The sequence below is a fragment of the Brevibacillus halotolerans genome, from assembly GCF_026891775.1.
GTDB lineage: Bacteria > Bacillota > Bacilli > Brevibacillales > Brevibacillaceae > Brevibacillus_B > Brevibacillus_B halotolerans.
Genome location: NZ_JAPTNK010000011.1, coordinates 112,384 through 133,268, shown reverse-complemented (window position 1 = coordinate 133,268; position 20,885 = coordinate 112,384). Strand labels below are relative to the sequence as shown.

At 41.5% G+C, this 20,885-nt stretch carries 23 protein-coding genes; 1 reads left to right on the top strand and 22 read right to left on the bottom strand.

Annotated elements, in window-relative coordinates; genetic code table 11:
* Window positions 1-99: 99 nt before the first annotated feature.
* The 5 genes from bshA to O0550_RS15155 form a co-directional block, all read right to left on the bottom strand.
* Window positions 100-1,218, bottom strand: a complete 1,119-nt coding sequence (bshA, locus tag O0550_RS15175; protein WP_258426735.1) for an N-acetyl-alpha-D-glucosaminyl L-malate synthase BshA — start codon at window positions 1,216-1,218, stop codon at window positions 100-102.
* 72 nt (window positions 1,219-1,290) lie between these two features.
* Window positions 1,291-1,992 (bottom strand): bacillithiol biosynthesis deacetylase BshB1, encoded by a 702-nt coding sequence (gene bshB1, locus O0550_RS15170; RefSeq protein WP_258426734.1) that lies wholly within the window; start codon window positions 1,990-1,992, stop codon window positions 1,291-1,293.
* 13 nt (window positions 1,993-2,005) lie between these two features.
* Window positions 2,006-2,395, bottom strand: coding sequence for a methylglyoxal synthase (locus tag O0550_RS15165; RefSeq protein WP_003341664.1), 390 nt, complete (start codon window positions 2,393-2,395; stop codon window positions 2,006-2,008).
* A 56-nt stretch (window positions 2,396-2,451) separates the two neighbouring features.
* Complete coding sequence (gene dapB / locus O0550_RS15160; protein WP_258426733.1) at window positions 2,452-3,255, bottom strand: 4-hydroxy-tetrahydrodipicolinate reductase; 804 nt, start codon at window positions 3,253-3,255, stop codon at window positions 2,452-2,454.
* A gap of 11 nt (window positions 3,256-3,266) precedes the next feature.
* Window positions 3,267-3,599 carry a nucleotide pyrophosphohydrolase gene (locus O0550_RS15155; RefSeq protein WP_003341666.1) on the bottom strand — a complete coding sequence of 111 codons (333 nt, stop codon included), beginning with the start codon at window positions 3,597-3,599 and terminating at the stop codon, window positions 3,267-3,269.
* Between the two features lie 216 nt (window positions 3,600-3,815).
* Here O0550_RS15155 and O0550_RS15150 point away from each other — a divergent pair, with 216 nt between their 5' ends.
* Window positions 3,816-4,679 carry a YitT family protein gene (locus tag O0550_RS15150; protein ID WP_003338586.1) on the top strand — a complete coding sequence of 288 codons (864 nt, stop codon included), beginning with the start codon at window positions 3,816-3,818 and terminating at the stop codon, window positions 4,677-4,679.
* 174 nt (window positions 4,680-4,853) lie between these two features.
* On the opposite strand, the gene O0550_RS15145 is transcribed toward O0550_RS15150, so the two are convergent.
* The 17 genes from O0550_RS15145 to trpA form a co-directional block, all read right to left on the bottom strand.
* Window positions 4,854-5,672, bottom strand: a complete 819-nt coding sequence (locus O0550_RS15145; RefSeq protein ID WP_003341667.1) for a sporulation protein YpjB — start codon at window positions 5,670-5,672, stop codon at window positions 4,854-4,856.
* 48 nt (window positions 5,673-5,720) lie between these two features.
* Window positions 5,721-6,332: a DUF1405 domain-containing protein gene (locus O0550_RS15140; RefSeq protein WP_003341669.1), complete on the bottom strand. Its 612-nt coding sequence runs from the start codon at window positions 6,330-6,332 to the stop codon at window positions 5,721-5,723.
* Window positions 6,333-6,520: 188 nt separating this feature from the next.
* On the bottom strand, window positions 6,521-7,318 hold the full coding sequence (locus tag O0550_RS15135; protein ID WP_258426732.1) for a menaquinol-cytochrome c reductase cytochrome b/c subunit: 798 nt from the start codon (window positions 7,316-7,318) through the stop codon (window positions 6,521-6,523).
* Window positions 7,319-7,348: 30 nt separating this feature from the next.
* Window positions 7,349-8,020, bottom strand: a complete 672-nt coding sequence (gene qcrB / locus O0550_RS15130; RefSeq protein ID WP_003338582.1) for a menaquinol-cytochrome c reductase cytochrome b subunit — start codon at window positions 8,018-8,020, stop codon at window positions 7,349-7,351.
* Between the two features lies 1 nt (window position 8,021).
* On the bottom strand, window positions 8,022-8,537 hold the full coding sequence (locus tag O0550_RS15125) for a QcrA and Rieske domain-containing protein (RefSeq protein WP_003338581.1): 516 nt from the start codon (window positions 8,535-8,537) through the stop codon (window positions 8,022-8,024).
* A gap of 339 nt (window positions 8,538-8,876) precedes the next feature.
* On the bottom strand, window positions 8,877-9,314 hold the full coding sequence (locus O0550_RS15120) for a DUF2487 family protein (protein ID WP_003338580.1): 438 nt from the start codon (window positions 9,312-9,314) through the stop codon (window positions 8,877-8,879).
* 76 nt (window positions 9,315-9,390) lie between these two features.
* On the bottom strand, window positions 9,391-9,597 hold the full coding sequence (locus O0550_RS15115; RefSeq protein ID WP_003338579.1) for an IDEAL domain-containing protein: 207 nt from the start codon (window positions 9,595-9,597) through the stop codon (window positions 9,391-9,393).
* 10 nt (window positions 9,598-9,607) lie between these two features.
* Window positions 9,608-10,723, bottom strand: a complete 1,116-nt coding sequence (locus O0550_RS15110) for a hypothetical protein (protein ID WP_035318533.1) — start codon at window positions 10,721-10,723, stop codon at window positions 9,608-9,610.
* A gap of 258 nt (window positions 10,724-10,981) precedes the next feature.
* Window positions 10,982-11,929: a tetratricopeptide repeat protein gene (locus O0550_RS15105; RefSeq protein WP_258426731.1), complete on the bottom strand. Its 948-nt coding sequence runs from the start codon at window positions 11,927-11,929 to the stop codon at window positions 10,982-10,984.
* A 77-nt stretch (window positions 11,930-12,006) separates the two neighbouring features.
* A complete protein-coding gene (locus tag O0550_RS15100) occupies window positions 12,007-12,657 on the bottom strand; it encodes an anti-sigma factor family protein (protein WP_003341679.1) in 651 nt (216 codons plus the stop codon).
* Window positions 12,654-13,247, bottom strand: coding sequence for an RNA polymerase sigma factor (locus O0550_RS15095; protein WP_003338575.1), 594 nt, complete (start codon window positions 13,245-13,247; stop codon window positions 12,654-12,656). The genes O0550_RS15100 and O0550_RS15095 overlap by 4 nt, the downstream gene beginning before the upstream one ends.
* 266 nt (window positions 13,248-13,513) lie before the next feature.
* On the bottom strand, window positions 13,514-14,650 hold the full coding sequence (locus O0550_RS15090) for an amidohydrolase family protein (RefSeq protein WP_101668042.1): 1,137 nt from the start codon (window positions 14,648-14,650) through the stop codon (window positions 13,514-13,516).
* 349 nt (window positions 14,651-14,999) lie between these two features.
* Window positions 15,000-16,148, bottom strand: coding sequence for a DUF4097 family beta strand repeat-containing protein (locus tag O0550_RS15085; protein WP_258426730.1), 1,149 nt, complete (start codon window positions 16,146-16,148; stop codon window positions 15,000-15,002).
* A 212-nt stretch (window positions 16,149-16,360) separates the two neighbouring features.
* A complete protein-coding gene (aroA, locus tag O0550_RS15080; RefSeq protein WP_258426729.1) occupies window positions 16,361-17,644 on the bottom strand; it encodes a 3-phosphoshikimate 1-carboxyvinyltransferase in 1,284 nt (427 codons plus the stop codon).
* A 29-nt stretch (window positions 17,645-17,673) separates the two neighbouring features.
* Complete coding sequence (locus O0550_RS15075; protein ID WP_003338570.1) at window positions 17,674-18,774, bottom strand: prephenate dehydrogenase; 1,101 nt, start codon at window positions 18,772-18,774, stop codon at window positions 17,674-17,676.
* Between the two features lie 163 nt (window positions 18,775-18,937).
* On the bottom strand, window positions 18,938-20,035 hold the full coding sequence (gene hisC, locus O0550_RS15070) for a histidinol-phosphate transaminase (RefSeq protein WP_003338569.1): 1,098 nt from the start codon (window positions 20,033-20,035) through the stop codon (window positions 18,938-18,940).
* Window positions 20,036-20,065: 30 nt separating this feature from the next.
* Window positions 20,066-20,884, bottom strand: a complete 819-nt coding sequence (gene trpA, locus O0550_RS15065; RefSeq protein ID WP_003338568.1) for a tryptophan synthase subunit alpha — start codon at window positions 20,882-20,884, stop codon at window positions 20,066-20,068.
* Between the last annotated feature and the right edge of the window lies 1 nt (window position 20,885).

The following is a 20,885-nucleotide window of genomic DNA, read 5'->3' as shown; positions in this document are numbered from 1 at the left end:
ATCTCTCAATTCTTCACTTCATTTCGTAGCAAAGCCTAACCACACGTTAGGCCTTGGCTACGTCAATTGATTGCCTTTGATGCAAATAAGGTTGCTCTTTTATGTAGAGAGTAGTTGCTCATATAACGATTCATATTGGGATGTAATAGTGTCATAGCTAAATTTATCCTCAGAGCGACGCAGTCCTTCTACACGAAAGCTTTCGTACAGCTTTTCGTCCTGTAGCAATTTACGAGCATACATCGCCATCTGCTTTGTATCGCCAATCTCACATAGATATCCTGATTCACCATGTGAAACCACCTCTGGCAAACCTCCAGCGCAGGAAGCAACAACAGGCACACCGCATGCCATTGCTTCTAATGCCACTAATCCAAAGCTCTCTTTTTCGGATGGTAGTAGCATGAGGTCAGCTAATGAAATAACTTCTGCTACGTCATCTTGTTTTCCTAAAAAGAAAACATCGTCACAGAGATCTTTCTCCTGAATTAGTTTCCTGATATTGCACTGCTCAGGACCTTCCCCAATCAGAATTAATTTAGCAGGCATTTCATCACGAACATAGCGAAAAGCTACTACTACATCCTGGACACGCTTGACCGGACGGAAATTGGAAATGTGCATGATGATTTTTTCTCCGTTAGGTGCGAATTTTGCCCGCCACTCTGCTACATCCTTACGTGAATATCTTCGCTTATCTACAAAATTGTAAACAAGCTCGATCTTCTTATCTACTTGAAGAGAATCATGTGTTTCACGGATTAAATCAGCAGAAACAGCCGTTACCATATCGCTTTTTTCAATTCCAAAGCGAATCATATCGCGTAAGCTTGGATCATAGCCAAGGACCGTGATATCTGTGCCATGTAAGGTAGTGATGATTTTCAAATGATCGCCTACCATTTGCTTGGCCAAATAAGCACATAATGCGTGAGGTACAGCATAATGAACATGCAAAATATCGAGATTCTCATTTTGTGCAACCTGCGCCATCCGATTTGCTAATGTTAAATCATAAGGCGGATATTTAAATACATCATATTGATTTACTTCTACTTCATGAAAAAATATATTGGGGTGAAACTTCCCTAAACGAAACGGCATGCCTGCTGTAATAAAATGTACATTATGTCCACGCTCAGCCAACAATTTGCCTAACTCTGTGGCTACCACACCGGAACCGCCCAAGGAAGGATAACACGTAATACCTATATTCATTTTCATTCCTCCCTTTTTTTACACAGGAAATGGCCTGTCATCGGCTGACAGGCACTCGGGCGTCTCCCACTGTTACAAGGATGAAAGCACCAAAGGTGTGGCACTCACAAACCCTTCTGCATATTTCACTCCTGCTTGTTGCCCAAATAAACGCTCCCGATACTCTACTAATTCAATATAGCCATTGTTTAACGGAGTGCTTACACTTCCTTCTTCTTGTTCGAATTGACTTCGATACGACTCTAACACCTGTATTTTTTGCGGATACAGCTCTGTGATATCTACAAAGAAACTAGGAGTAGCGGTACTATTAATGAAGTAATAAAAAAATTGCTCAGGACGATAGGCGGGTAATTCGCGTTCGCCTACGAATTTTTTGACTCCTGCCGAAAAAATCGCTTCTTTTACGATCCGGCTTACGCTCTCATGATCAGGGTGTCGATCATGAAAGTACGGAGCTAAAACTACTTTAGGTCGAGTTTTTCGAATAAGATCGACAACCTTTTTTATAGCCATTTCGCGGTTTGCTTCGAGTCCGCGATCAGGCAATCCAAAATTGTAACGAGCAGTTAATTTCATATGTTCAGAAGCAATGGCTGCCTCCTCTTGACGACGTACCACTGTCCCATTTGAAGAAAGCTCTGCATACGTCAAATCAAGGATACCCGTTTTTTTCCCTTGTTGATTGGCTCGTAGCAAGACACCTGCTGCCCCAATCTCTACGTCATCAGGATGAGCACCAATGGCTAATATATCTAAGTGATTCTCTTCCATAATATTCCCCCTGTTAGATTTCCCGCCAAGCCATGTTACCCTGCTCCACAGCTTTTAGCAAGATTTCTGCTGTAGCTAGATTAGTCGCAACTGGTATTCGATGAACATCGCACAATCGTAATAAAGCCAGAATATCTGGTTCATGTGGTTGAGAAGTGAGTGGGTCACGCAAAAACACGATGACGTCCATTTCGTTCTTGGCAATCATAGCGCCAATTTGCTGATCGCCACCTAATGGGCCTGATAAAAAACGGGTTACCTGCAATCTCGTATTTTCCATAATGCGCAACCCTGTAGTCCCTGTCGTAAACAAATGATGCTTTTGTAAAATCCCCTCATAGGCAACAGCTAATTGAACCATCTCTTCTTTTTTCTGGTCATGTGCAATCAATGCGATGTTCATGTAAAATCCCCTCTCAGTCACTCATTCTATCCTTATTTACCACTACTCTTTTGGTATTAATCAATAAGGTGTTCTAGTCCATATACTAACGTCTGTAACGAGACAACTGCCTTAATTGCCATTTGAACACCTGGCATAAATGATTCACGATTTATGGAGTCATGACGAATGGATAAGGTTTGTCCAATTGCTCCAAATAATACTTCCTGATGTGCTACCATACCAGGCAAACGGACACTATGGATACGGAAGCCGTTATAATCCGCTCCACGTGCTCCATCAAGGATCTCTTTCTCATCTGGATGACCTTGCTGGATGTCATTACGAGCTGTAGCAATCATTTCTGCTGTTTTAATCGCAGTTCCACTTGGGGCATCAAGCTTTTGATCGTGATGCAGTTCGATAATCTCGACATGCGGCATGTATTTAGCTGCCATGCTAGCGAACTTCATCAATAGAATTGCTCCGATAGCAAAATTAGGCGCGATGATAGCTCCAAGCTCATTGTCTACACATATTTGTTTTATTTCTTCTATCTCTTCAGGACTAAGACCAGTCGTACCTACAACTGGTCTCACACCATGTTTCAGACACAGAAGCATGTTTTGGTAAACCTGTGAAGGTGTAGTAAAATCTACGACGACATCTGGTTTAAAAGCGAGCAGGGCCTCCTCTAAGGAATCAACCATTGGTACGCCTAGTGGCTTACCGCCTAACACTTCACCCACATCTACACCTGTCATTTTTGAATCAATCCCTGAAACAAACTCCAGAGAGGGATCTTGTCCAAGCATTTTAACCACTTCGCGCCCCATTCTTCCTTTGGCGCCAGCTACGGCAACGCGAATTTTCTTTTCCATCCTACCCTCTCCTACTCTTCTATTCTGGTCCATCTATCCTTGTCACGAGTATTAAACTTGTGCATAATTCGATCGAACGCTTCCTGCAAATCGATACCAAGAGAATTGGCAAAACATAAGACAATGAAGAATACATCTCCTAGTTCATCTTCAACGGTTTTTTCTGCTTCAGTTGATTTCTTAGGCTTTTCTCCATAATAATGATTAATTTCACGAGCTAGCTCTCCTACTTCCTCAGTCATACGAGCCAACATAGCTAACGGAGAAAAATACCCTTCTTTAAACTGAGAGATATACTGATCCACTTCTTCTTGAATTTCTTGTAATGTTTTTTTATTATCCATTTTTTCCTCCCTCATACTAGACCCAAAACCGAGCAAACTATGTAAGCAAGCCAATTAATCAAAAATCCCATTGGCTAAAGTGTATCATAAATAGACAAGGCAAAAAACCTCCTTTATAATGACTCTGATTAGGGTTACAAGCAAGTTTTTCCTACCTGTGTACAGTCAGCATGTTTGCTACCTTTTGATTTACCGGAAAAGGAGAGATTTCCCTTCATGAAATTGCATTTGAAGAACATATTGGCAATTATCCTCGGTTCTATCATCATGGGTTTTGGCATTAACGCTTTTAACATTCCGAACGGACTGGCAGAAGGCGGTATCACAGGGATCAGTATCCTGATCAAGCTAGCCTTTCCAGCTATTGATCAAGGGATTGTGTATCTATTACTCAATCTTCCTTTATTCTTTATTGGCTATCGTTTGTTAGGGAAGGTCAGCTTTTTTTACACCCTTGTGGGAACGGTTTCTTTATCTGTTTCGCTGTCAGTATTTGGCATGATTTTAGATTATGAAAAATTGGGCGACACTTTACTTGCTGCATTATTTGCCGGTGTAGCAATCGGCAGCGGACTTGGAATTATTTTCCGTTATGGTGGAACGACAGGCGGTGTCGATATTATCGCCCGCTTATTAAACAAAATGTTTGGGATCAGTATGGGCCGCACCTTACTCATGGGTGACATTCTAGTAGTCGGTGCCTCTCTGGTCTACTTATCTATTCAAAACGCTATGTATACCTTGGTCTGTGTCTATATTGCTGCACGTGTCATAGACTTTTTCCAGGACGGGGCATATGCTGGCAAAGCTTTAATGATCGTATCGGAGTACCCTCAAAAAATAGCGCAGGAGATTCTGACCACAGGGCGAGGTGTCACGATTCTAAATGGAAAAGGGGCCTTCTCAGGCATGGAGAAGGAGATTGTCTACTGTGTTGTTAGCAGAAATGAAGTCCCTCGTCTTAAAAACCTTATGAATGAAATTGACCCTCATGCTTTTGTGATCGTTAGCGAGGTTCATGAAGTTTTAGGTGAGGGTTTTACATTTGATGAAAATAAAAAGCCCTTGCGCCAAACATAAATGGCTTTGTGCGTTGTTATATCTGTAGTTTGAATTATCAAGACTTTTGGGTGTTCTCATGGATACTTGCGAATCTCTACGCATCCAAAGAGTGATCTCATCTTGATTACTTCAAAAAAGACCTCTCTGATTGTGAGGAGGTCTTTTTTCGTGATGAATCCGTTCCATTCCGCACTAGATTCTTCGTTGCTTCATAGCAGAATACTTTATCCAAGCTACATATGCTAGTGAAACAGTCACTAATGTCGAGATCCAAACCATCAGACGATATGTTGATTCTGGATTATCCATAAATGATCCCACAGCAGTCTGATCCTCCCCAACAAACGCTTCCTGCATCGTACTACTCAGTTCTCTGATAGAAGAACGCATTATCTGCCAATCCAGCTTTTGATTTAATAGATGTTTGGCTATTTCTTCATATTTTCGTGTTACCTTATCCATTGCCTGTTCTTTTAATTGGATCGTCATTGCAGGCCGTAGTGCTAAATACAACTGGTAATTTTCTTCATATTGCGCTCGAAGGGTCTCGGTATCTCGCTCCACAGCGGCTTGCAGTAGATTCTGCATTTGCTTTGAGTAGGAATTATAATAAGTGCGCCACATAGGACTCCTTTGATGGCTCAGAGCATCTACAGCTACTCTCACCTGCGTGGCATGCCACAGCAACCGATTCTCTGTCGTTTTTGGATTTGTATAGGCTTTTTTGGCTGATAAAATGGACTGTGTTACAGCATTCAGACTCTCAATCCGTAAAGATATAGGAAGGGTTTCATTGGGAAATTGAGAAGCTAACCTCTCTATTTTAAGTTTTGCTGTGTCATAATCTCCTTTTTCAGTAGCTCGTAGCATCTCCCCTGCCACCTTATCTAATTCAGCCAAATGTTTTTCTTCTGGCGGTTGGTTCATTTTTGTCACAAAGTAACTAATCGGCATGGATAATAGAAATCCCACCACCAATAAGAGCAGTAGCATTTTGATGTTTTTTGGCACAAAAAAACCTCCTTTCCCATAGTACAGACTATGGAATGGAGGACAAGATTAGACCTGATTTTTATTCGCTTGTGTATGTAAATAATAAATAGTCGCAATGGAAAGCAAGCTTAAAACAACCGTACACAAGCCCACGATACCGGTATATGGAACCAGTGGTGTTGGTAGGTACGGGTGAATTTCCATTACGTAATCGAGAAAATCGTTATTTAACACCCAAAGCGCTGCTATTCCAAGCCCCAACCACGTTATTTGATAGTAACGAGCATATAGCATCGACTCTACTGCCATACCCAAATGAGACGCTAAAAGCATCAAATCCTGCCAACGAACTTCGTTGCCAAGGGACCAGCCTGCAATAATAACTCCAACTGCCCACATTCCGTATTTAAAGTTCGTAACTGATGCTACCGCTTCCAATATTGGAACATTTCGCCCCAATATATACATGAAGATAACTAGAGTAAATAGTCCGCTCCCAGTAGGGCTATCTGGGACAAATAACAGCAAATAGGGCGAATTATAGGCAGCTACATCTGCAAGTTGGTCCTTATACCAGTAAAAACCGTAGATTGTCCCGAAAAAGTTAATGAAGAACAATGTCCAGAGAAACCACGATTTTTTCAATGATCCTAGAAACCAGAGCCACATCCATTTCATTTCCTTACGTCACCCCTATTAGCTGTAAAAAGATACCTCTCTAGTTTACATGTACCAACTTCCATCTGCAACCAATGTACACACGTTTGTAAGAATTGTGTTACAGTTGCGTGTCGAACTGTCTATTATGTATAGTCTCCAAAAATAAGAAAAGCTGACCGAGGTCATCAGCCAGCTTTCGTTCTTTGCTATTTCAAACTCGCTAGGTAATCTACCAGTTTTTTCAGATCCTCATCTGATCCTTTAAACATACCACCTGGCATAGAACCTTTTCCTTCTGCAATGGTTTTGTGGATATCCTCGGCGCTTAGGGTTGAACCAATTTTTTGTAGATTAGGTCCCATACCGCCTTCAAGATTTCCACCATGACACCCAATACAAGACTGATTTGCAGCCCACAATGGGTCAGCTTTAAAGTTCGGATCAGCCTTCGCTGCAGCAGCAGGAGCTCCTCCTCCTCCACCGCCGCCGCTACCGCCACCTAGCTTAGCTAGCTGTTTTTCATGCTCGTCATGAGCTGCCCAAGTTAAGAAGAAGATGGAGAACAAGGACAGAAGCATAAGTCCAGTTGCAACAGGACGACGAATTGGACGTCTCTCTTTACCTGTATCAAGGAATGGCGCTAGAATCATAGCACCAAAGGCAATGCCCGGAATACCGATTACGCCAAGCAGTACGTGATCACCTGCTGCCCATGGATACTTCAATAATTGGTACAGGAACAAGAAATACCAGTCCGGTACTGGAATAAAAGAAGTATCATTTGGGTCAGCTTTTGCTGTTAGTGGTGATTCATGTGAAACCGTTAACACCAAGAAACCAAGCAAACAAACCGCAGCAACCATCCACTCTTTTAACAGAAAGTTTGGCCAAAACGGTTCAGTGGTTCCTGGATAGTCAGAATACGAAGGTGACACATTTGGCATGCGCTTCGCTGAGATCCGAGAGTCTCCAACGAAGGTAGCATTTTTATCCTGTTTTGCCATGCTAATTCCTCCTATTGTTGAAGACTAGTTTTATAGAGGTCCAGAAATACCTTGTACACGAATCATAATAAAGTGAGCACCCAATAATCCCAACAAGCCAGCTGGCAAGAAGAATACATGGATTGCGAAGAAACGAGTAAGCGTTTGCGCTCCTACAATTTCTCCACCCGTTAACAAAGTTTTCGCATAAGGTCCAATTATCGGAATTGAGTCTGCGATTTGAAGCCCTACTTTTGTAGCGAAATAGGCTGTGTTATCCCAAGGTAAAAGATAACCAGTAAAGCCAAGTCCAAGCATAACGAAGAAAATTAACATCCCTACAATCCAGTTTAATTCGCGTGGTTTTTTATAAGATCCTGTGAAGAAGACACGTAAGGTATGTAGGAACATCATGACGATTACTAAACTTGCGCCCCAATGATGCATACCGCGAACGATTACACCAAAAGCAACTTCAGTTTGTAAGTATTTTACTGACTCATAAGCATTAATGATGTCTGGAACATAATACATGGTCAAAAACATTCCAGATAAAATCTGAATTACAGTAATAAAAAAAGTAAGGCCCCCAAAACAGTAAACGAACGCTGAAAAGTGATGTGCGGGATTTACGTGTTCAGGTACTTCATGGTCAGCCAGATCACGCCACATAGGAGTGATATTTAGGCGTTCGTCCACCCAATCATACATTTTTTGTATCATTTTATCCGCTCACCCCTGGACGTGGATTTGGTACAATTTTACCTAAGTAAACTTTACCATCTTTAATTTCTACTTCGTACTCATCAAGCGATTGAGTTGGCGGAGTATTCAGAATGTGCTCTCCATTAATTGCATACCTACCAAAGTGACATGGGCAAAAGTACTCGTTTTTAAAATCTTCACTTGAATTCCAGCTCACGGTACAGCCCAAGTGCTTACAGACAGGCGACAATGCCAACAGCTTGCCATCTTCTAGTTTGCGAATCCAGGCAGACATTGTTGTTTCTGATTCATACCAGCCGTCTTTAGTATGAAGAGTAAAGTTCACGTTCTTTGGTTCCGGCCCAAAATCGCTTACATTTCCAACCGCAACTTTATCTCCAGCAGCCGAAGTTTTCAGCACAGGATCAATGGCAAAGCGAATCATTGGTGTGATCATACCTGCAGCCAAGAAACCACCAGTTCCCATGAGCGCATAGTTTAGAAACGTACGTCTGGAAATTTCTTTTTTGCTCATCTATTTCCCTCCTTATCCTGTTAGATTTCTTTCAGATTTCGACTACATGCATATAGGAAACACTAGGTCAAGACCAATAATAGCTAACCCCTCAAGTAATGTCAATAATATGACTCTTTAGAGTAACCATTGCTTTGCGAAAATACTGATAATGTTAAGATTTTGTCAAAAATTCAACACAATTCAGGCAAATTAGGCTGAAAAAGGAAGAGTTATCCAAAAATCCTTATCATTTCGTCTCTTTTTCACCCTGTTATTGGAAAGAAAGGGATTACTCATCCAGAACTAGGCTTGTCTGTCGAAAAGTAAATGCCCTTTCTTACATTTCTATAAAATAGTCTATCTTTTATGTTTTTGCCAAATTTGTAAAATCTCTTGATATAAAACATCACATGTAATTTGAAAGCGAATCTCTGACTCTAAATCTTCATCACTGATCGTTAAGAACTCCACATGAGTGTCTACATCCTGGTATTGTGGTAGATGAACATCGATTCCAGAAAAACGTAAAATAAAATGATAGTCAAATTCATTGGGTAATTGAATCTCGTTGGGTCCTGCGGCATCCTCTTTTATCTGATACATGAGGGGAAACAACACGATTCTTCCCTTCAATCGTTGTTCCACAGCCATAGCCAGACTAGAGAGGTAACCCATACGTGTAGCATTTGTTGCAATTGATAGCTTCTTGTCAAATATGTAATGCGGTAAAATTGCTGAATCATAATAAGGTCTAACTGCCTCAAATCCTTGCAGTTCTTCTACATTCCATTGCATAGTGCGTACCGCCTCTCCCCGTTATCTTAAGCTAAAACGAGGAAAAACGCCCGCTTACAAGCGAGCTCCTCATTTTTTAACCTGTTTCAGTTATCTCATATGTTAGTAATTCTTTCAATTCATTTGTCAGCATTAGAAACTTTTCCTTATTTTTTACAGCCAATGCTTCATCAATCTCTTTATATAGTGTGCGCTTGCGAAATTCTCTCACCTGCTGATCAATCATGATCTCCGATAGCAATCCCGACATAAAACCATTGCCCAAGTACTTGGACTGTTCCATGACTAGTCCCTCATTTCATTAATATGGTGGTATCGACAAAACCGTTATAATCTCGCAGCCAAACCTCGCAAACGTCCGTTCTTTCATAAACCCACTCGCCTGCCCTCGATTGTCCTACCTTTAGCAATCCAACATGAACCATCATCTTTAAAATACGGTTCGATAGGATTTCCTCTCGTTTGTCATAATAAAAAGACTTCATCCAAGGTAGTAACAAATCGGATAGCTGTTGGGAGGAGTACCATTGATTAGAAGTTAGCATCGCTATCAACTGAACCAACAAGGGAAGATTAGGAATCGCTCGTTTATATAAACGAAACCAAAAACGGATGCATTCACTGTGAGTATGCAGGCTAATTCCTTGTTGGAGAACCTCTAAACCAATCGGTGTGATAAAAACGTGCTTCCCATCCTCAGCAATCCAACCTTTATGGTAACAAAAATCATAAAGTAGCGAGAATCGGTCTGGATATAGGTCAAAATGCAATCCATATCCAAAACGCCATTTCTGTGGAGCAAGTGGTTCCTCTTTTACGCTTAAAAAATGAAATAGCTGTACCTGAAAGCGTCTGTACATGCCTCCATCTTGAGTAAGAGGAACAGGCTCATTTTGCAGGAAACGGAGCAAAATCAGCATATCATCTAATAAAGCCGTTCCTTCATCACGATAAGCACTAGGGACCTCATTCTGGACTTTTATCCCAGGCAAGTGCTGGATCCATGTCTGTACATACAGCTCACGAATATCAACTGGGATTTCAAACTGTCCTTGCAGCCTACCCTTCGCGGGAAACATCCAACCTCGTTTTAAGGCAAACGCTACTTTTTTACGCGCCTCTTCCTTCTTTTCCTCACACTCCTCTACTTGTGCAATTGCTGCTTTTGCTAGTAAATCCTCGAGTGTATACCGCTCGCGTTTATCCAGAAATAACAGCAACAGGAAGTGCAGATCAGCCGAAGAAAGCTGCTCTAGCTCCGTTCGTATTGTCTTTTGATGTCGCAGCCCGGTCATTAAAGTCGTGACCAACTCGTTTTTCGAATGCGGATCGCACTGATAACCATAATGTCTCGCAATCTGATGTAATTGGGCAATATCAGCGTAAACGAGTACTTCAGCTAATTTCATTGCGCATCCCTTCTTACTTTGCAGATTTACTTCCATTGTTGCCCAGTTCATTCTCGTATTAAACCTGCTCCAATCATTTTGATAAAGAAACCTTGGACACATATCAAATCATTATTCGAATGCAATTGAGCCTATTAGGTGATGCGACAATTAAAAAAAGCACAGCTTTCACTGTGCTTTGTAAATGGCATGGGAAGTAGAAAACTGCTAATGAAGTCCAATCAGGCCGTTTGATTACCTTCAACTCAGCCTGCTGATTTATTCTTCGTTTGTCTCTTCTTGTAAATCCCATTGCTCCAATAACTTCTGATATTCTTTTGATTCCTCATAACGACCAGCCTGCATTAATAGAGCTGTTAAACGGCGGATATGTTCTACATCAAAACCAGAAAGATCTACATACTTTTTCAGCGCATCAATCGCTGCTTCTGTCTTTCCTTGGGATAATAAAATATCACTATGCAGCGGGTAGGCGATGACATATTCTTCATCAATCGCAATCAAGAGCTGAATATAGCGCTCTGCTTCTTCCCATTTGTCGGTATAGAAAGACATCAAAGCACAGCCATATACAACCTCTGGTAATTGCTCGTACTGCACTGCCTTTGTATAGAGTTGATAGGCTTCTTCAAATTGACCCTGCTGAGCAAATGTACGTGCTTTTAATACAAGCGCATGAAACGTGGTTTCAGAAATTTCATCTAACAGGTTTATAGCTTCCTGCACCTCGCCTGTTTTCATATACATCTCGCTTAAAGCCGCTCGCAATTCTTCATTATCTGGATCATGTTCGTGAGCAATTTTTAAATACTTTACAGCTACCTCTTCTAAATCCTGGATAGCATACAAGTCAGCCAGTAGGAGATACAATTGAATCTCTTCATAGCCTTCCTCTTTAAGCGCATACAGATATTCATGGGCAGCATCGTAGTCTGCTTCGTCTAACGCAATCTCCGCAGCCATAATTTTGGCTTCCTGATCCATCTCTTTTGGTATAGCGGGATTTGCTAACAAATCTTGAATGATCTTAATTGCTTCCTGATTATGTCCAAGTCCATACCAGACATCTGCCAAACAGAACATTACTTCAGGAATTTCTTTGCCGTGTTCACCTATTTTATGTAAAACTTGCAATCCAAGTTCCATTTCATCATTTTCGATTTTATTAACAGCTTCCTCAATGATACGCAGCCATTTTTTTGGCATGCGAAACACCCCATTTCTATAACTAAGCGATAAAAGACCGTCAAAATGACGGTCCTCTTCCTTTATTTTATATGATTTTAAGCTCTTGTAAACCAGCTCATAGTCAAAACCGTAATTAAAATCCCAAAAAAGCTTAAAATGACACTATAATTTGGTTTATTCGACGATGGTTCCATATCAGAGGTAATCACATTAACACGCATCTCTTTTTGTTGTTTTATTAACGGAGCAGTTGTTTCACCGCCAGAATCAATTGACTGAAATACCACATCTTGATCTGATTCAGAGGCAGTACTTACTTCAGATTTGACATTATCAGAGGACAGAGCTTCTGCTTTTGCAGTATAAGGTACAAACGAATTAAGATTGTCATCTGAATTATGATAAAGAGTGAAGGAACATATCATTAAAAGTACCATGGCCACACTAAGTCCAATACGTCGCATACGCACGGTTAATGTAAACACTTTTTTCCCAATCGGAATGGCCCATTTCTCTTCTGATAAAATGCGTGCCATGACGGCATCTACAATCGAAGTGGCAGGTGGATTAGCTATGTAGTCATCTTTATGCATTTGTATGAATTTGTCGCTATCTAGTAATACATCATATTTAGAATGACAGGAGTCACAACAGGCCAGATGGTTCTGAAGCCTGCGCTCCGATAACTCTGGCAAATCACCCTGTGCATAGTCATGTAACATTTCTTGTGCTTCATCGCACCTCATCGCTTACTCATCCCTTCAGCTTCTTCCAATTGAGAATCGATAAAATAGGATTCCAATTGTAATTTAATGCTTTGTCTAGCCCGAAATAAAAGAGATTTAACCGAACTAACCGTAAGATCGAGGATTTTGGCAATTTCATTGTAATCCAGTTGCTCATACTCACGTAAAATAAGCGCCGACCGTTGTTTTTCGGGAAGATTATTAATCGCTTGTCTCACCAGATCCTCACGCTCTGTTTGCAACAATTGTTGTTCAGGGAGCCGTTCAAAGGAAATGCTTGGAACCTGAACACTATCTTCCAAATAAACGTCAGCGTTACGACTTTTACGCAATTCACTCAATACGGTGTTGCGAGCAATGGTATACAGCCATGTTGAAAATGTAGCTTCCACATCTCGGAAAGAATGAAGGCTTTTATACGCTTTGTAAAAGGTTTCTTGACAAATGTCCTCGGCTATATGCTCCAGATGTGCTTGACGAAGCATATGAGCAACAAAGGTCAAGATTTTCCTTTCATACCGACGTATCAGCTCGGCATAACTCTCAATATTGCCCTCTTTTATTTCGCGAATTAACTGGGAATCGGTCATTGACTAGGTTTACCTCCTAAGCGATTCCAAACTCCCCAGTGACCCATGCACTAAATTAGACCACGCAGATCACCAAAAGTTGCGGAAAAGGCATAAACTTTTTCAGCGATGAAGAATCCGCCTTCAGGAAAAGCATAGCCCTTCTGAAGGGACGCGTTCTACAACTCACCATTTCTTATGCAAAAGTAGCCTACGTAGAGTAACTAAGAAGAAAAACAGGGGACTTCATCATAGTAAGAACAGTATGAAAAAACCCCATGACGGGGTTACATCGCGTAGTTATATGGCCGTAATGGCCTCAGATGTTTTCCTGCACCAATTGTCGAATGATGAGTACCGTTCTGATAAATAAAGACGCCTTTCGACATAACTCTCACAGGATTACATACTTCGCTAAGATTGAGCATAGTGGAAATAGAATGATTTGTCAACCATTTGTCTTTTTTTAGGAACAATAAATCAGCATCTGCACCTGGCAACAAGCTTCCTTTAACCGGATAGCAGCCAGCCAGCTTTGCAACGTTCGTCGAAGCTAGCCGTACTGTTAAGGACAGGATTCGCTCTGCTTGTCCACGCGCCCAAAATTGTGATGGGACAGTTAACTCCTTGATTGAAGCATATAACGAATGGTGCGAATACCAATTTCTTAAGTGCTTCAAGATCCATCCATGCTCTTTCTGTTTTTCTTCAAGTTTCCCAACCGGCTGGAGATGATAAAAAGAAATCGCTTCATTTATTACGTCTTTTGTTTGATTTTCATTTATGCAGGTGCGAATTTTTCCATAATGGCAATATTGCAACCATGCTTCTATGATAATTTGACGATCTTCTTGGGAAATGGTTTCACCCAAAATGTGCAAATGCAATGACACTCGCTCCTGCAGAAGGAGCGGATATAGGCTATTCCAGTTAATTCGGTGCACTTCTTCTACTGTACACACTACAATTTGGATGAGACGGAAACCTTGTTTTATTAATTGCCGAATCCGATCGTGATGGCACTCAGAAGCCATGATTTCGATTCGAACTGCATAATCAAGTGGACTATTGTAATGGGGGGATAGCTGGTACATGCATTGTGACTTATCCATCCATTTGCCTATCTTAATCGTATCAATAAATGTTGTAATTCCTTGTTCGACTAGCATTTGGATCTGCTGAACGTACGATTGGGTAGGCCGATAATTGAGTGAGTGTGCTTTCATTACCTGCAAAAATCCAGGCAAAATATAATAATCGGAAGCATCAATTTCTACTCTAGCTTGTCCACTACTCCATTCTCTGCGCAATGTATCTGGATGAGTGCGCACAATTTTACCGTTTTGAATCCAAATATCCGTTTGTTTCACCGCATGCTGTGTAACAACTGAAGCGTTACGAATTATCGTGAGAAGCCCATCCATGCTCGTCCCCCTCTATATCTTTTCGTTAGTAAGATTATCTTTACTACGAGCATATGTGAAATTTCGATGATTATTCCCAAAATTTTAGGCTTCAGACCATTCGATTCAAAAAAAAAACCGTCGATCGAATGAAAGCGCATTCAATCAACGGTAGCACACTTGTGCAAAATATTTGGATAGGAGTGGAGAGAAACCATACTGTACTTCTAATTATACCCATATTTAGTAACTTGTCAAACTCTTTTTATCGTGAGTATATTTTTGAAAAGTACGTATTTTATAAAGAAATAGAACCCCAGTAAGGAGAGCTTTATTTACAAAATTCTTTCCATTACTGGGGTTTATTTCATTATCGTGTAGCATCAAACGTGATACTTCCTAAATCAGTTGATACCTGGATCGGAAAGGTCCCATCTCCCACGGTTTTGACCGTCTTGACACTTGCTCCGCTCCGTTCAACTTCTAACTCATTCCCTGTAATACTTCCTAACTTGGTACTTGCTGTTAAGGTCACCTGACTCTCTTTTGGGATATGTATCATAACAGCCCCTAAATCCGAGTGCAGTTGCCATGGCCCATTGAGAACTACATCACTTGATACATTAATTTTACCGGCATCATTTCCTACATCCAGCGTTCCTTGCACTGATCCGCTCACCGTAATCATTCCTACATTTGAACGGAGTGTTGTATTCGAAATGTTCGTCGCCTCAATAGCACCTGCGTTAGAACTGACTTTTAGCTGTTCGGTAATATCAGAAACCGTAACCTTACCTGCATCTGATTTCACATCTGCTTTCCTTACCTTCTTAATGTCCGTTACACCTGCTTTTACCTCAGAGATAATCTCCGTATTTTCGGGAACCATCACATATAAGGTTAAATCTCTAGCCTTATTATAGTTATCTCTGATCTCTATACTGGTTTCTTGTCCTTGTTCCACACTTACTTCTATATCCTTGGCTCTTTGCTGGGCCTCTTGCTTCGAATCAGCTTTCACATTCCCATCAACACGAATATGAAAACGTCCATCCGCCGCACCCTCTACCATAATCTTGCCAAAATCATTTGTAAGCCGAAGCGTTTTCATATCAGCCACTTCCAAATCCTTTTCCATGACTGTAACAAATTGCACAGGCCCCTTATAAAGCCGATTCGTTACTAGCTCCATAATGTTTCCATTAGAGAAAGCTTGGTAAACGTTTGCTCCCATAAGAATCACAACCATTAGGATCAAGCTACTAGCATCTAGTTTCCAGCCTGGACTATTCTCAGATGTTTGGAATAATTGACGGAAAATCAATTCAACTCCAATGATAATTAGGAGCAACGGCCAAAACTTTAAGACTGTTGCTAAAACGTTCGTATAAAAAAGTTGATCTACTAGAATACCAATCCCTACGGCTAAAACAGTTATGGCTAACTGCCAAGGACCTATCCGCTTTTGACGCGAGCGGTGGGATTGTAAAGATGATTGTTTTTCTTCCGGCTGACGCATGAACTTCTCCTCTCTAAACTACATCCGTTTGTGCGTTGGCTTAATTGTAGCATAACACATTTGATATCGGCTCAGTCCTTGGACGTATCTTCGACTAAGACCCCCGATTGTTTCATATAAATCTATCATTAAACAAGAAATAGCTCCTACCAATGATGATAGAAGCTATCCCTACTAAACGCTGTTAACTTATAGAATTAAATCCTCTACACCTACCGCTGACAAATGGAAGCAAGTAAGGTAGCAAAGCCAGGAAACGATACGTCGATTGCTTCAGCTTGTCGAACAATTGTTTCACCTTGTGATGCCAATCCCGCAATAGCCATTGCCATACCAATACGATGGTCACCCATACTGTTGATATCCGCGCCGTGTAAGTCGCATTCTCCGGTAATGATCATGCCATCATCAGTCGGTTGAACTTTTGCACCAAATTTCCCTAGCTGGCTTGCCACGGTTGCAATTCGATCTGTCTCCTTCACTTTTAATTCTGCAGCATCCCGGATAATCGTTTCTCCTACGGCTTGTGTAGCCATTACAGCAATCACAGGAATTTCATCAATCAAACGCGGAATGAGATCACCTTCAATAATAGTTCCATGCAATTTTGTATGAGCTACATAAATATCTGCTACGGGTTCCTCGTTCACTACTCGTTCATTGCGTAATTCAATAGTCCCACCCATCGCGCGGACTACATCAATAATTCCAGTACGTGTTGGGTTAATTCCCACGTTTTTAATCAGAAGCTCGCTTTCTGGCAGCATCATAACAGCCGCAATTAAGAAAGCGGCAGATGAAATGTCTCCTGGTACACTGATCTCTCTACCAATCAGTTTTTGCCCACCTTGCACGCTGACACTCTTTCCAGATTGGGTTACTTGGACACCAAAAGCTCGCAACATTCGTTCGGTATGATCGCGCGATACGCTTGGTTCTTCAACAGTTGTGGTTCCTTTAGCTTGCAAGCCAGCTAAGAGAATAGCAGACTTGATTTGCGCGCTAGCCACTGGAGAAGTATAAGTTATGCCTTTCAAATCGCCTCCACGTATGGATAACGGGGTGAACTCACCATTTTTTCGGCCATCTATCTTGGCGCCCATTTCACGTAGAGGACCTACTACTCGTCGCATCGGACGTTTCGCAATAGATTCATCTCCTTCTACTACACAATGAAATGGTTGCGTAGCTAAAATACCACTCATTAAACGAATGGTGGTACCCGAGTTGCCTACATCAAGCTTTTGATCCGGTTCTTGCAATCCAAACCAGCCTTTCCCATGAACTGTTACACGATCACCTTCTCGCCCTATTACAACGCCCATACGGGAAAAACAATCAATCGTACTCAAGCAATCTGCTCCTTGTAAAAAACCACTTATATGCGTGGTTCCCTCTGCCAGTGCCCCAAACATGACAGCCCGATGCGAAATCGACTTATCTCCAGGTACTTGTGTTTCACCCTGTATTCTCTTAGCTGGTTGAATGGTTAACATGACGTTACTCCTCTCTTTACTTCCCTCTTTTAGTCTCTGCGATACACATTGTAATCAAAATACCCAAGGAGTTCTATGCCTTTTGCCAGCTCTGTTTCATTGCGAAAGCTGATTCGCAGCGCGCCATATTCGTCCTCACGTGTTTCTCTGATTTGTATGTTCGTAATACTAATTTCCTTACTTCCCAGTAAAGTGGTAATTCTTCCAATCTCACCTGGATGGTCAGGAATATCCATGTATAAATCATGTAGAGCTGGAATAGCCCCTGGGCGTCGTTCCGGTATCGAGTCACGGAATTCACGCGCATCTTGGAAAAACGACTCAATCTCGTTTGCATCCTCCTGCTCCAGCGCATGGATAATCGCAGTAAAATCCTCCTGCCAATCGCGAGCGATCTGTAACAGATATGTCTTATTGCTTAATAATACATCTCTCCACAGTTTAGGATTGCTAGAGGCAATACGAGTGATATCACGAAATCCACCTGCTGCTAATCGATGATACCATGGTTTTTGCGTGTTGTATTTCGATACTTGATTGACTAATAGAGCAGCGATCAAATGAGGAAAATGACTGATTGCCCCAACGATTTCATCATGCTCGTCAGGCTGTAGCACAATGACCTTTGCACGTAACGGCTCAAGCACTTCCTGCAAAAGCTCTACTTGCTCAAAAGGTGTCTCTTCATCTGGTGTAAGCACATAAAAAGCATTTTCAAACAAACGTTCATTTCCTGCTTCTACTCCTGATTTATGAGATCCTGCCATGGGATGACCCCCGATAAACGTAACACCTTTCTCACGTAAAATGCGCGCACTCTGTACTACCTGATATTTAGTGCTCCCTACATCCGTAATAATCGTTCCTTCTTTTAAACGCAATTGAGCAACTGATCGCATAAGATGATGGATTTGCTCTACGGGAGCTGCAATAAAGATAATATCCGCTTCCTGCACAGCAAGTTGCAGGTCTGTGCTTCCAGAATGGATAACCCCTTTATCTATTGCCTTGTCCAATTGTTCCTGGTGTAAATCAAACCCGACAATTCTGTTGAGAGGGTTCTGACGCAACGCAAGTCCAATGGAAGCTCCTATTAATCCAACTCCCAGAATGGCAATTGTTCTATTCATATTCTCCGCTCCACTCCAAAGAATCTCTCTATTTTTCGTCTATACCTGTCCTCATATTTTGCATGAGAACAAAGGAGTTCATATAGATAGTAGAAAAAGCCGGTGTTGACCGGCCTGCTCTACTACTTTTCTTTCTATTTTGCCCTATTATTTTTTTATTTCGTTATTTTTTAGCAGCTTCTGTCACTAGACTTTCCAAAGCTGCTAACAGCTTATCGTTTTGCTCGCTATTTCCTATCGTGACACGTAGATAACCGGGATGACCGAGCGCATTGCCTGAACGAGTGATAATTCCTTTTTTCAACAAGTATTGGAAGGCCTCGTCTGAATCTCTCTTTACCTCCAATAAAACAAAGTTGGTTTGAGAAGGGAAATAGTGTAAGCCTAGTTCATCACATTTATCTGTGATTCGCTTCATTTGTTGACGATTTTTCTGGCTACATTGTGTCACAAATTCCTGATCTGAAATCGCTGCACGTGCTGCGACTTGCGACAGGGAACCTGTATTGAACGGTCCACGCACATGATTCAGATGTGAGACGACCTCTGGATTAGCTATACCATACCCGATACGCAGAGCCGCCAATCCATAGATTTTCGAGAATGTACGTAAAATAATCATATTTTTATATTTATCAAGGAGCGGTATGGTTTGAGGGTAATTTTCATCCACCACATATTCGTAATAAGCTTCGTCCAATACAACTAATACGTTAGCTGGTACCTTTTCTAAAAAAGCGAGCAGCTCATCAGATGTATTCATTGTTCCAGATGGATTGTTAGGGTTGCATACCCAAACCACTCGGGTCTGTTCATTGATTGCAGCTAGCATCGCCTCTAAATCATGAACGCCATTCTTTAGAGGGATTTCGAGTAAATCAGCACCCTCTACCGTCACATTAGACCTGTATTGAGAAAATGTCGGGGTAGCCATTACGCTATTGGTCCCCTTCTCCAGATAAGCACGGGAGATCATTAGTACAATTTCGTCAGAACCATTTCCGAAAATCAATTGTTCAGGTTGTACGTTTAAAAATTCTGCAAGTTCCCATCGAAGTTGCATACTTCCACCATCTGGATAGATAGCCAGATCATTCATAGCAGCAAGCATCGCTTCTTTTACAACTGGGGAATAACCGTATGGATTTTCATTAGAAGCTAATTTAATTACTTCTGTAAGTCCTAATTCGCGCTTTACATCGTCGATAGGTTTTCCAGGTTTGTACACCGGAACATTTAAAATTCGCTCTTTTGGTAGCACTTGTCCTCACCCCATGCTTTTTTGTTTCTGTTATTTTAACTCATTGGATAAGGATTTTACAAACTTTTTCACACGTTCTAATCCGCTGTTTCGCATCTCCTCACTAGAGAGGGCCTCGATATTTTTCTCAACCTCTCTGACAATTGCGCTTCCCACAATCACAGCATCCGCATAACCTGCAACAGCGCGAACTTGTTCAGGAGAAGAAATCCCAAACCCTACTGCAACAGGTATACTGCTATTTTCACGAGCAGTTTTAATTAAATCATCTAATTCAAACGGAAGATTATCTCTAACCCCTGTAACCCCCAAAGACGATACGCAATATAAAAAACCGTCTGCTTCTTTGCCGATCATCTCGATTCTCTCCTGTGATGTTGGCGCAATTAATTGAATCAAATGTATTCCGTTTTTCTTTGCCGCCCCACGCGCCTCCGCACTCTCCTCAAACGGCAAATCCGGGATAATGGCACCATCAAGTCCATACGCCCGCAAATCAGCAAAGAAACGTTCCACACCATATTGCATGACTGGATTACAATATGTAAAGATCACCAGTGGAATGCTCACCCCTGATGCACGTAGCCTCTCTCCTAATCGAATAGCGTCTTTTAATTTCACACCCTGTGCTAAGGCACGCTGTGAAGCTCGTTGAATAATCGGTCCATCTGCCAAAGGATCAGAATAGGGAACCCCAAGCTCAATGACATCAGCTCCTGCTTCAATAAGCTTGTGAACCAGTTCAAAGGTGACATCTAAAGAAGGATCTCCTACCGTTATGAAAGGAATGAATCGTTTTACTGTTCGATCAGCAAACAGCTCTTCCATTCTTGTCATGGTATGTTGCATG

Excerpts from the sequence above, each read along its gene's own strand:
- bshA (WP_258426735.1), bottom strand. The coding sequence starts at position 1,218 with ATGAATATAGGTATTACGTGTTATCCTTCCTTGGGCGGTTCCGGTGTG.
- bshB1 (WP_258426734.1), bottom strand. The coding sequence starts at position 1,992 with ATGGAAGAGAATCACTTAGATATATTAGCCATTGGTGCTCATCCTGAT.
- O0550_RS15165 (WP_003341664.1), bottom strand. The coding sequence starts at position 2,395 with ATGAACATCGCATTGATTGCACATGACCAGAAAAAAGAAGAGATGGTT.
- dapB (WP_258426733.1), bottom strand. The coding sequence starts at position 3,255 with ATGGAAAAGAAAATTCGCGTTGCCGTAGCTGGCGCCAAAGGAAGAATG.
- O0550_RS15155 (WP_003341666.1), bottom strand. The coding sequence starts at position 3,599 with ATGGATAATAAAAAAACATTACAAGAAATTCAAGAAGAAGTGGATCAG.
- O0550_RS15150 (WP_003338586.1), top strand. The coding sequence starts at position 3,816 with ATGAAATTGCATTTGAAGAACATATTGGCAATTATCCTCGGTTCTATC.
- O0550_RS15140 (WP_003341669.1), bottom strand. The coding sequence starts at position 6,332 with ATGAAATGGATGTGGCTCTGGTTTCTAGGATCATTGAAAAAATCGTGG.
- O0550_RS15135 (WP_258426732.1), bottom strand. The coding sequence starts at position 7,318 with ATGGCAAAACAGGATAAAAATGCTACCTTCGTTGGAGACTCTCGGATC.
- qcrB (WP_003338582.1), bottom strand. The coding sequence starts at position 8,020 with ATGATACAAAAAATGTATGATTGGGTGGACGAACGCCTAAATATCACT.
- O0550_RS15125 (WP_003338581.1), bottom strand. The coding sequence starts at position 8,537 with ATGAGCAAAAAAGAAATTTCCAGACGTACGTTTCTAAACTATGCGCTC.
- O0550_RS15120 (WP_003338580.1), bottom strand. The coding sequence starts at position 9,314 with ATGCAATGGAATGTAGAAGAACTGCAAGGATTTGAGGCAGTTAGACCT.
- O0550_RS15115 (WP_003338579.1), bottom strand. The coding sequence starts at position 9,597 with ATGGAACAGTCCAAGTACTTGGGCAATGGTTTTATGTCGGGATTGCTA.
- O0550_RS15110 (WP_035318533.1), bottom strand. The coding sequence starts at position 10,723 with ATGAAATTAGCTGAAGTACTCGTTTACGCTGATATTGCCCAATTACAT.
- O0550_RS15105 (WP_258426731.1), bottom strand. The coding sequence starts at position 11,929 with ATGCCAAAAAAATGGCTGCGTATCATTGAGGAAGCTGTTAATAAAATC.
- O0550_RS15100 (WP_003341679.1), bottom strand. The coding sequence starts at position 12,657 with ATGAGGTGCGATGAAGCACAAGAAATGTTACATGACTATGCACAGGGT.
- O0550_RS15095 (WP_003338575.1), bottom strand. The coding sequence starts at position 13,247 with ATGACCGATTCCCAGTTAATTCGCGAAATAAAAGAGGGCAATATTGAG.
- O0550_RS15090 (WP_101668042.1), bottom strand. The coding sequence starts at position 14,650 with ATGGATGGGCTTCTCACGATAATTCGTAACGCTTCAGTTGTTACACAG.
- O0550_RS15085 (WP_258426730.1), bottom strand. The coding sequence starts at position 16,148 with ATGCGTCAGCCGGAAGAAAAACAATCATCTTTACAATCCCACCGCTCG.
- aroA (WP_258426729.1), bottom strand. The coding sequence starts at position 17,644 with ATGTTAACCATTCAACCAGCTAAGAGAATACAGGGTGAAACACAAGTA.
- O0550_RS15075 (WP_003338570.1), bottom strand. The coding sequence starts at position 18,774 with ATGAATAGAACAATTGCCATTCTGGGAGTTGGATTAATAGGAGCTTCC.
- trpA (WP_003338568.1), bottom strand. The coding sequence starts at position 20,884 with ATGCAACATACCATGACAAGAATGGAAGAGCTGTTTGCTGATCGAACA.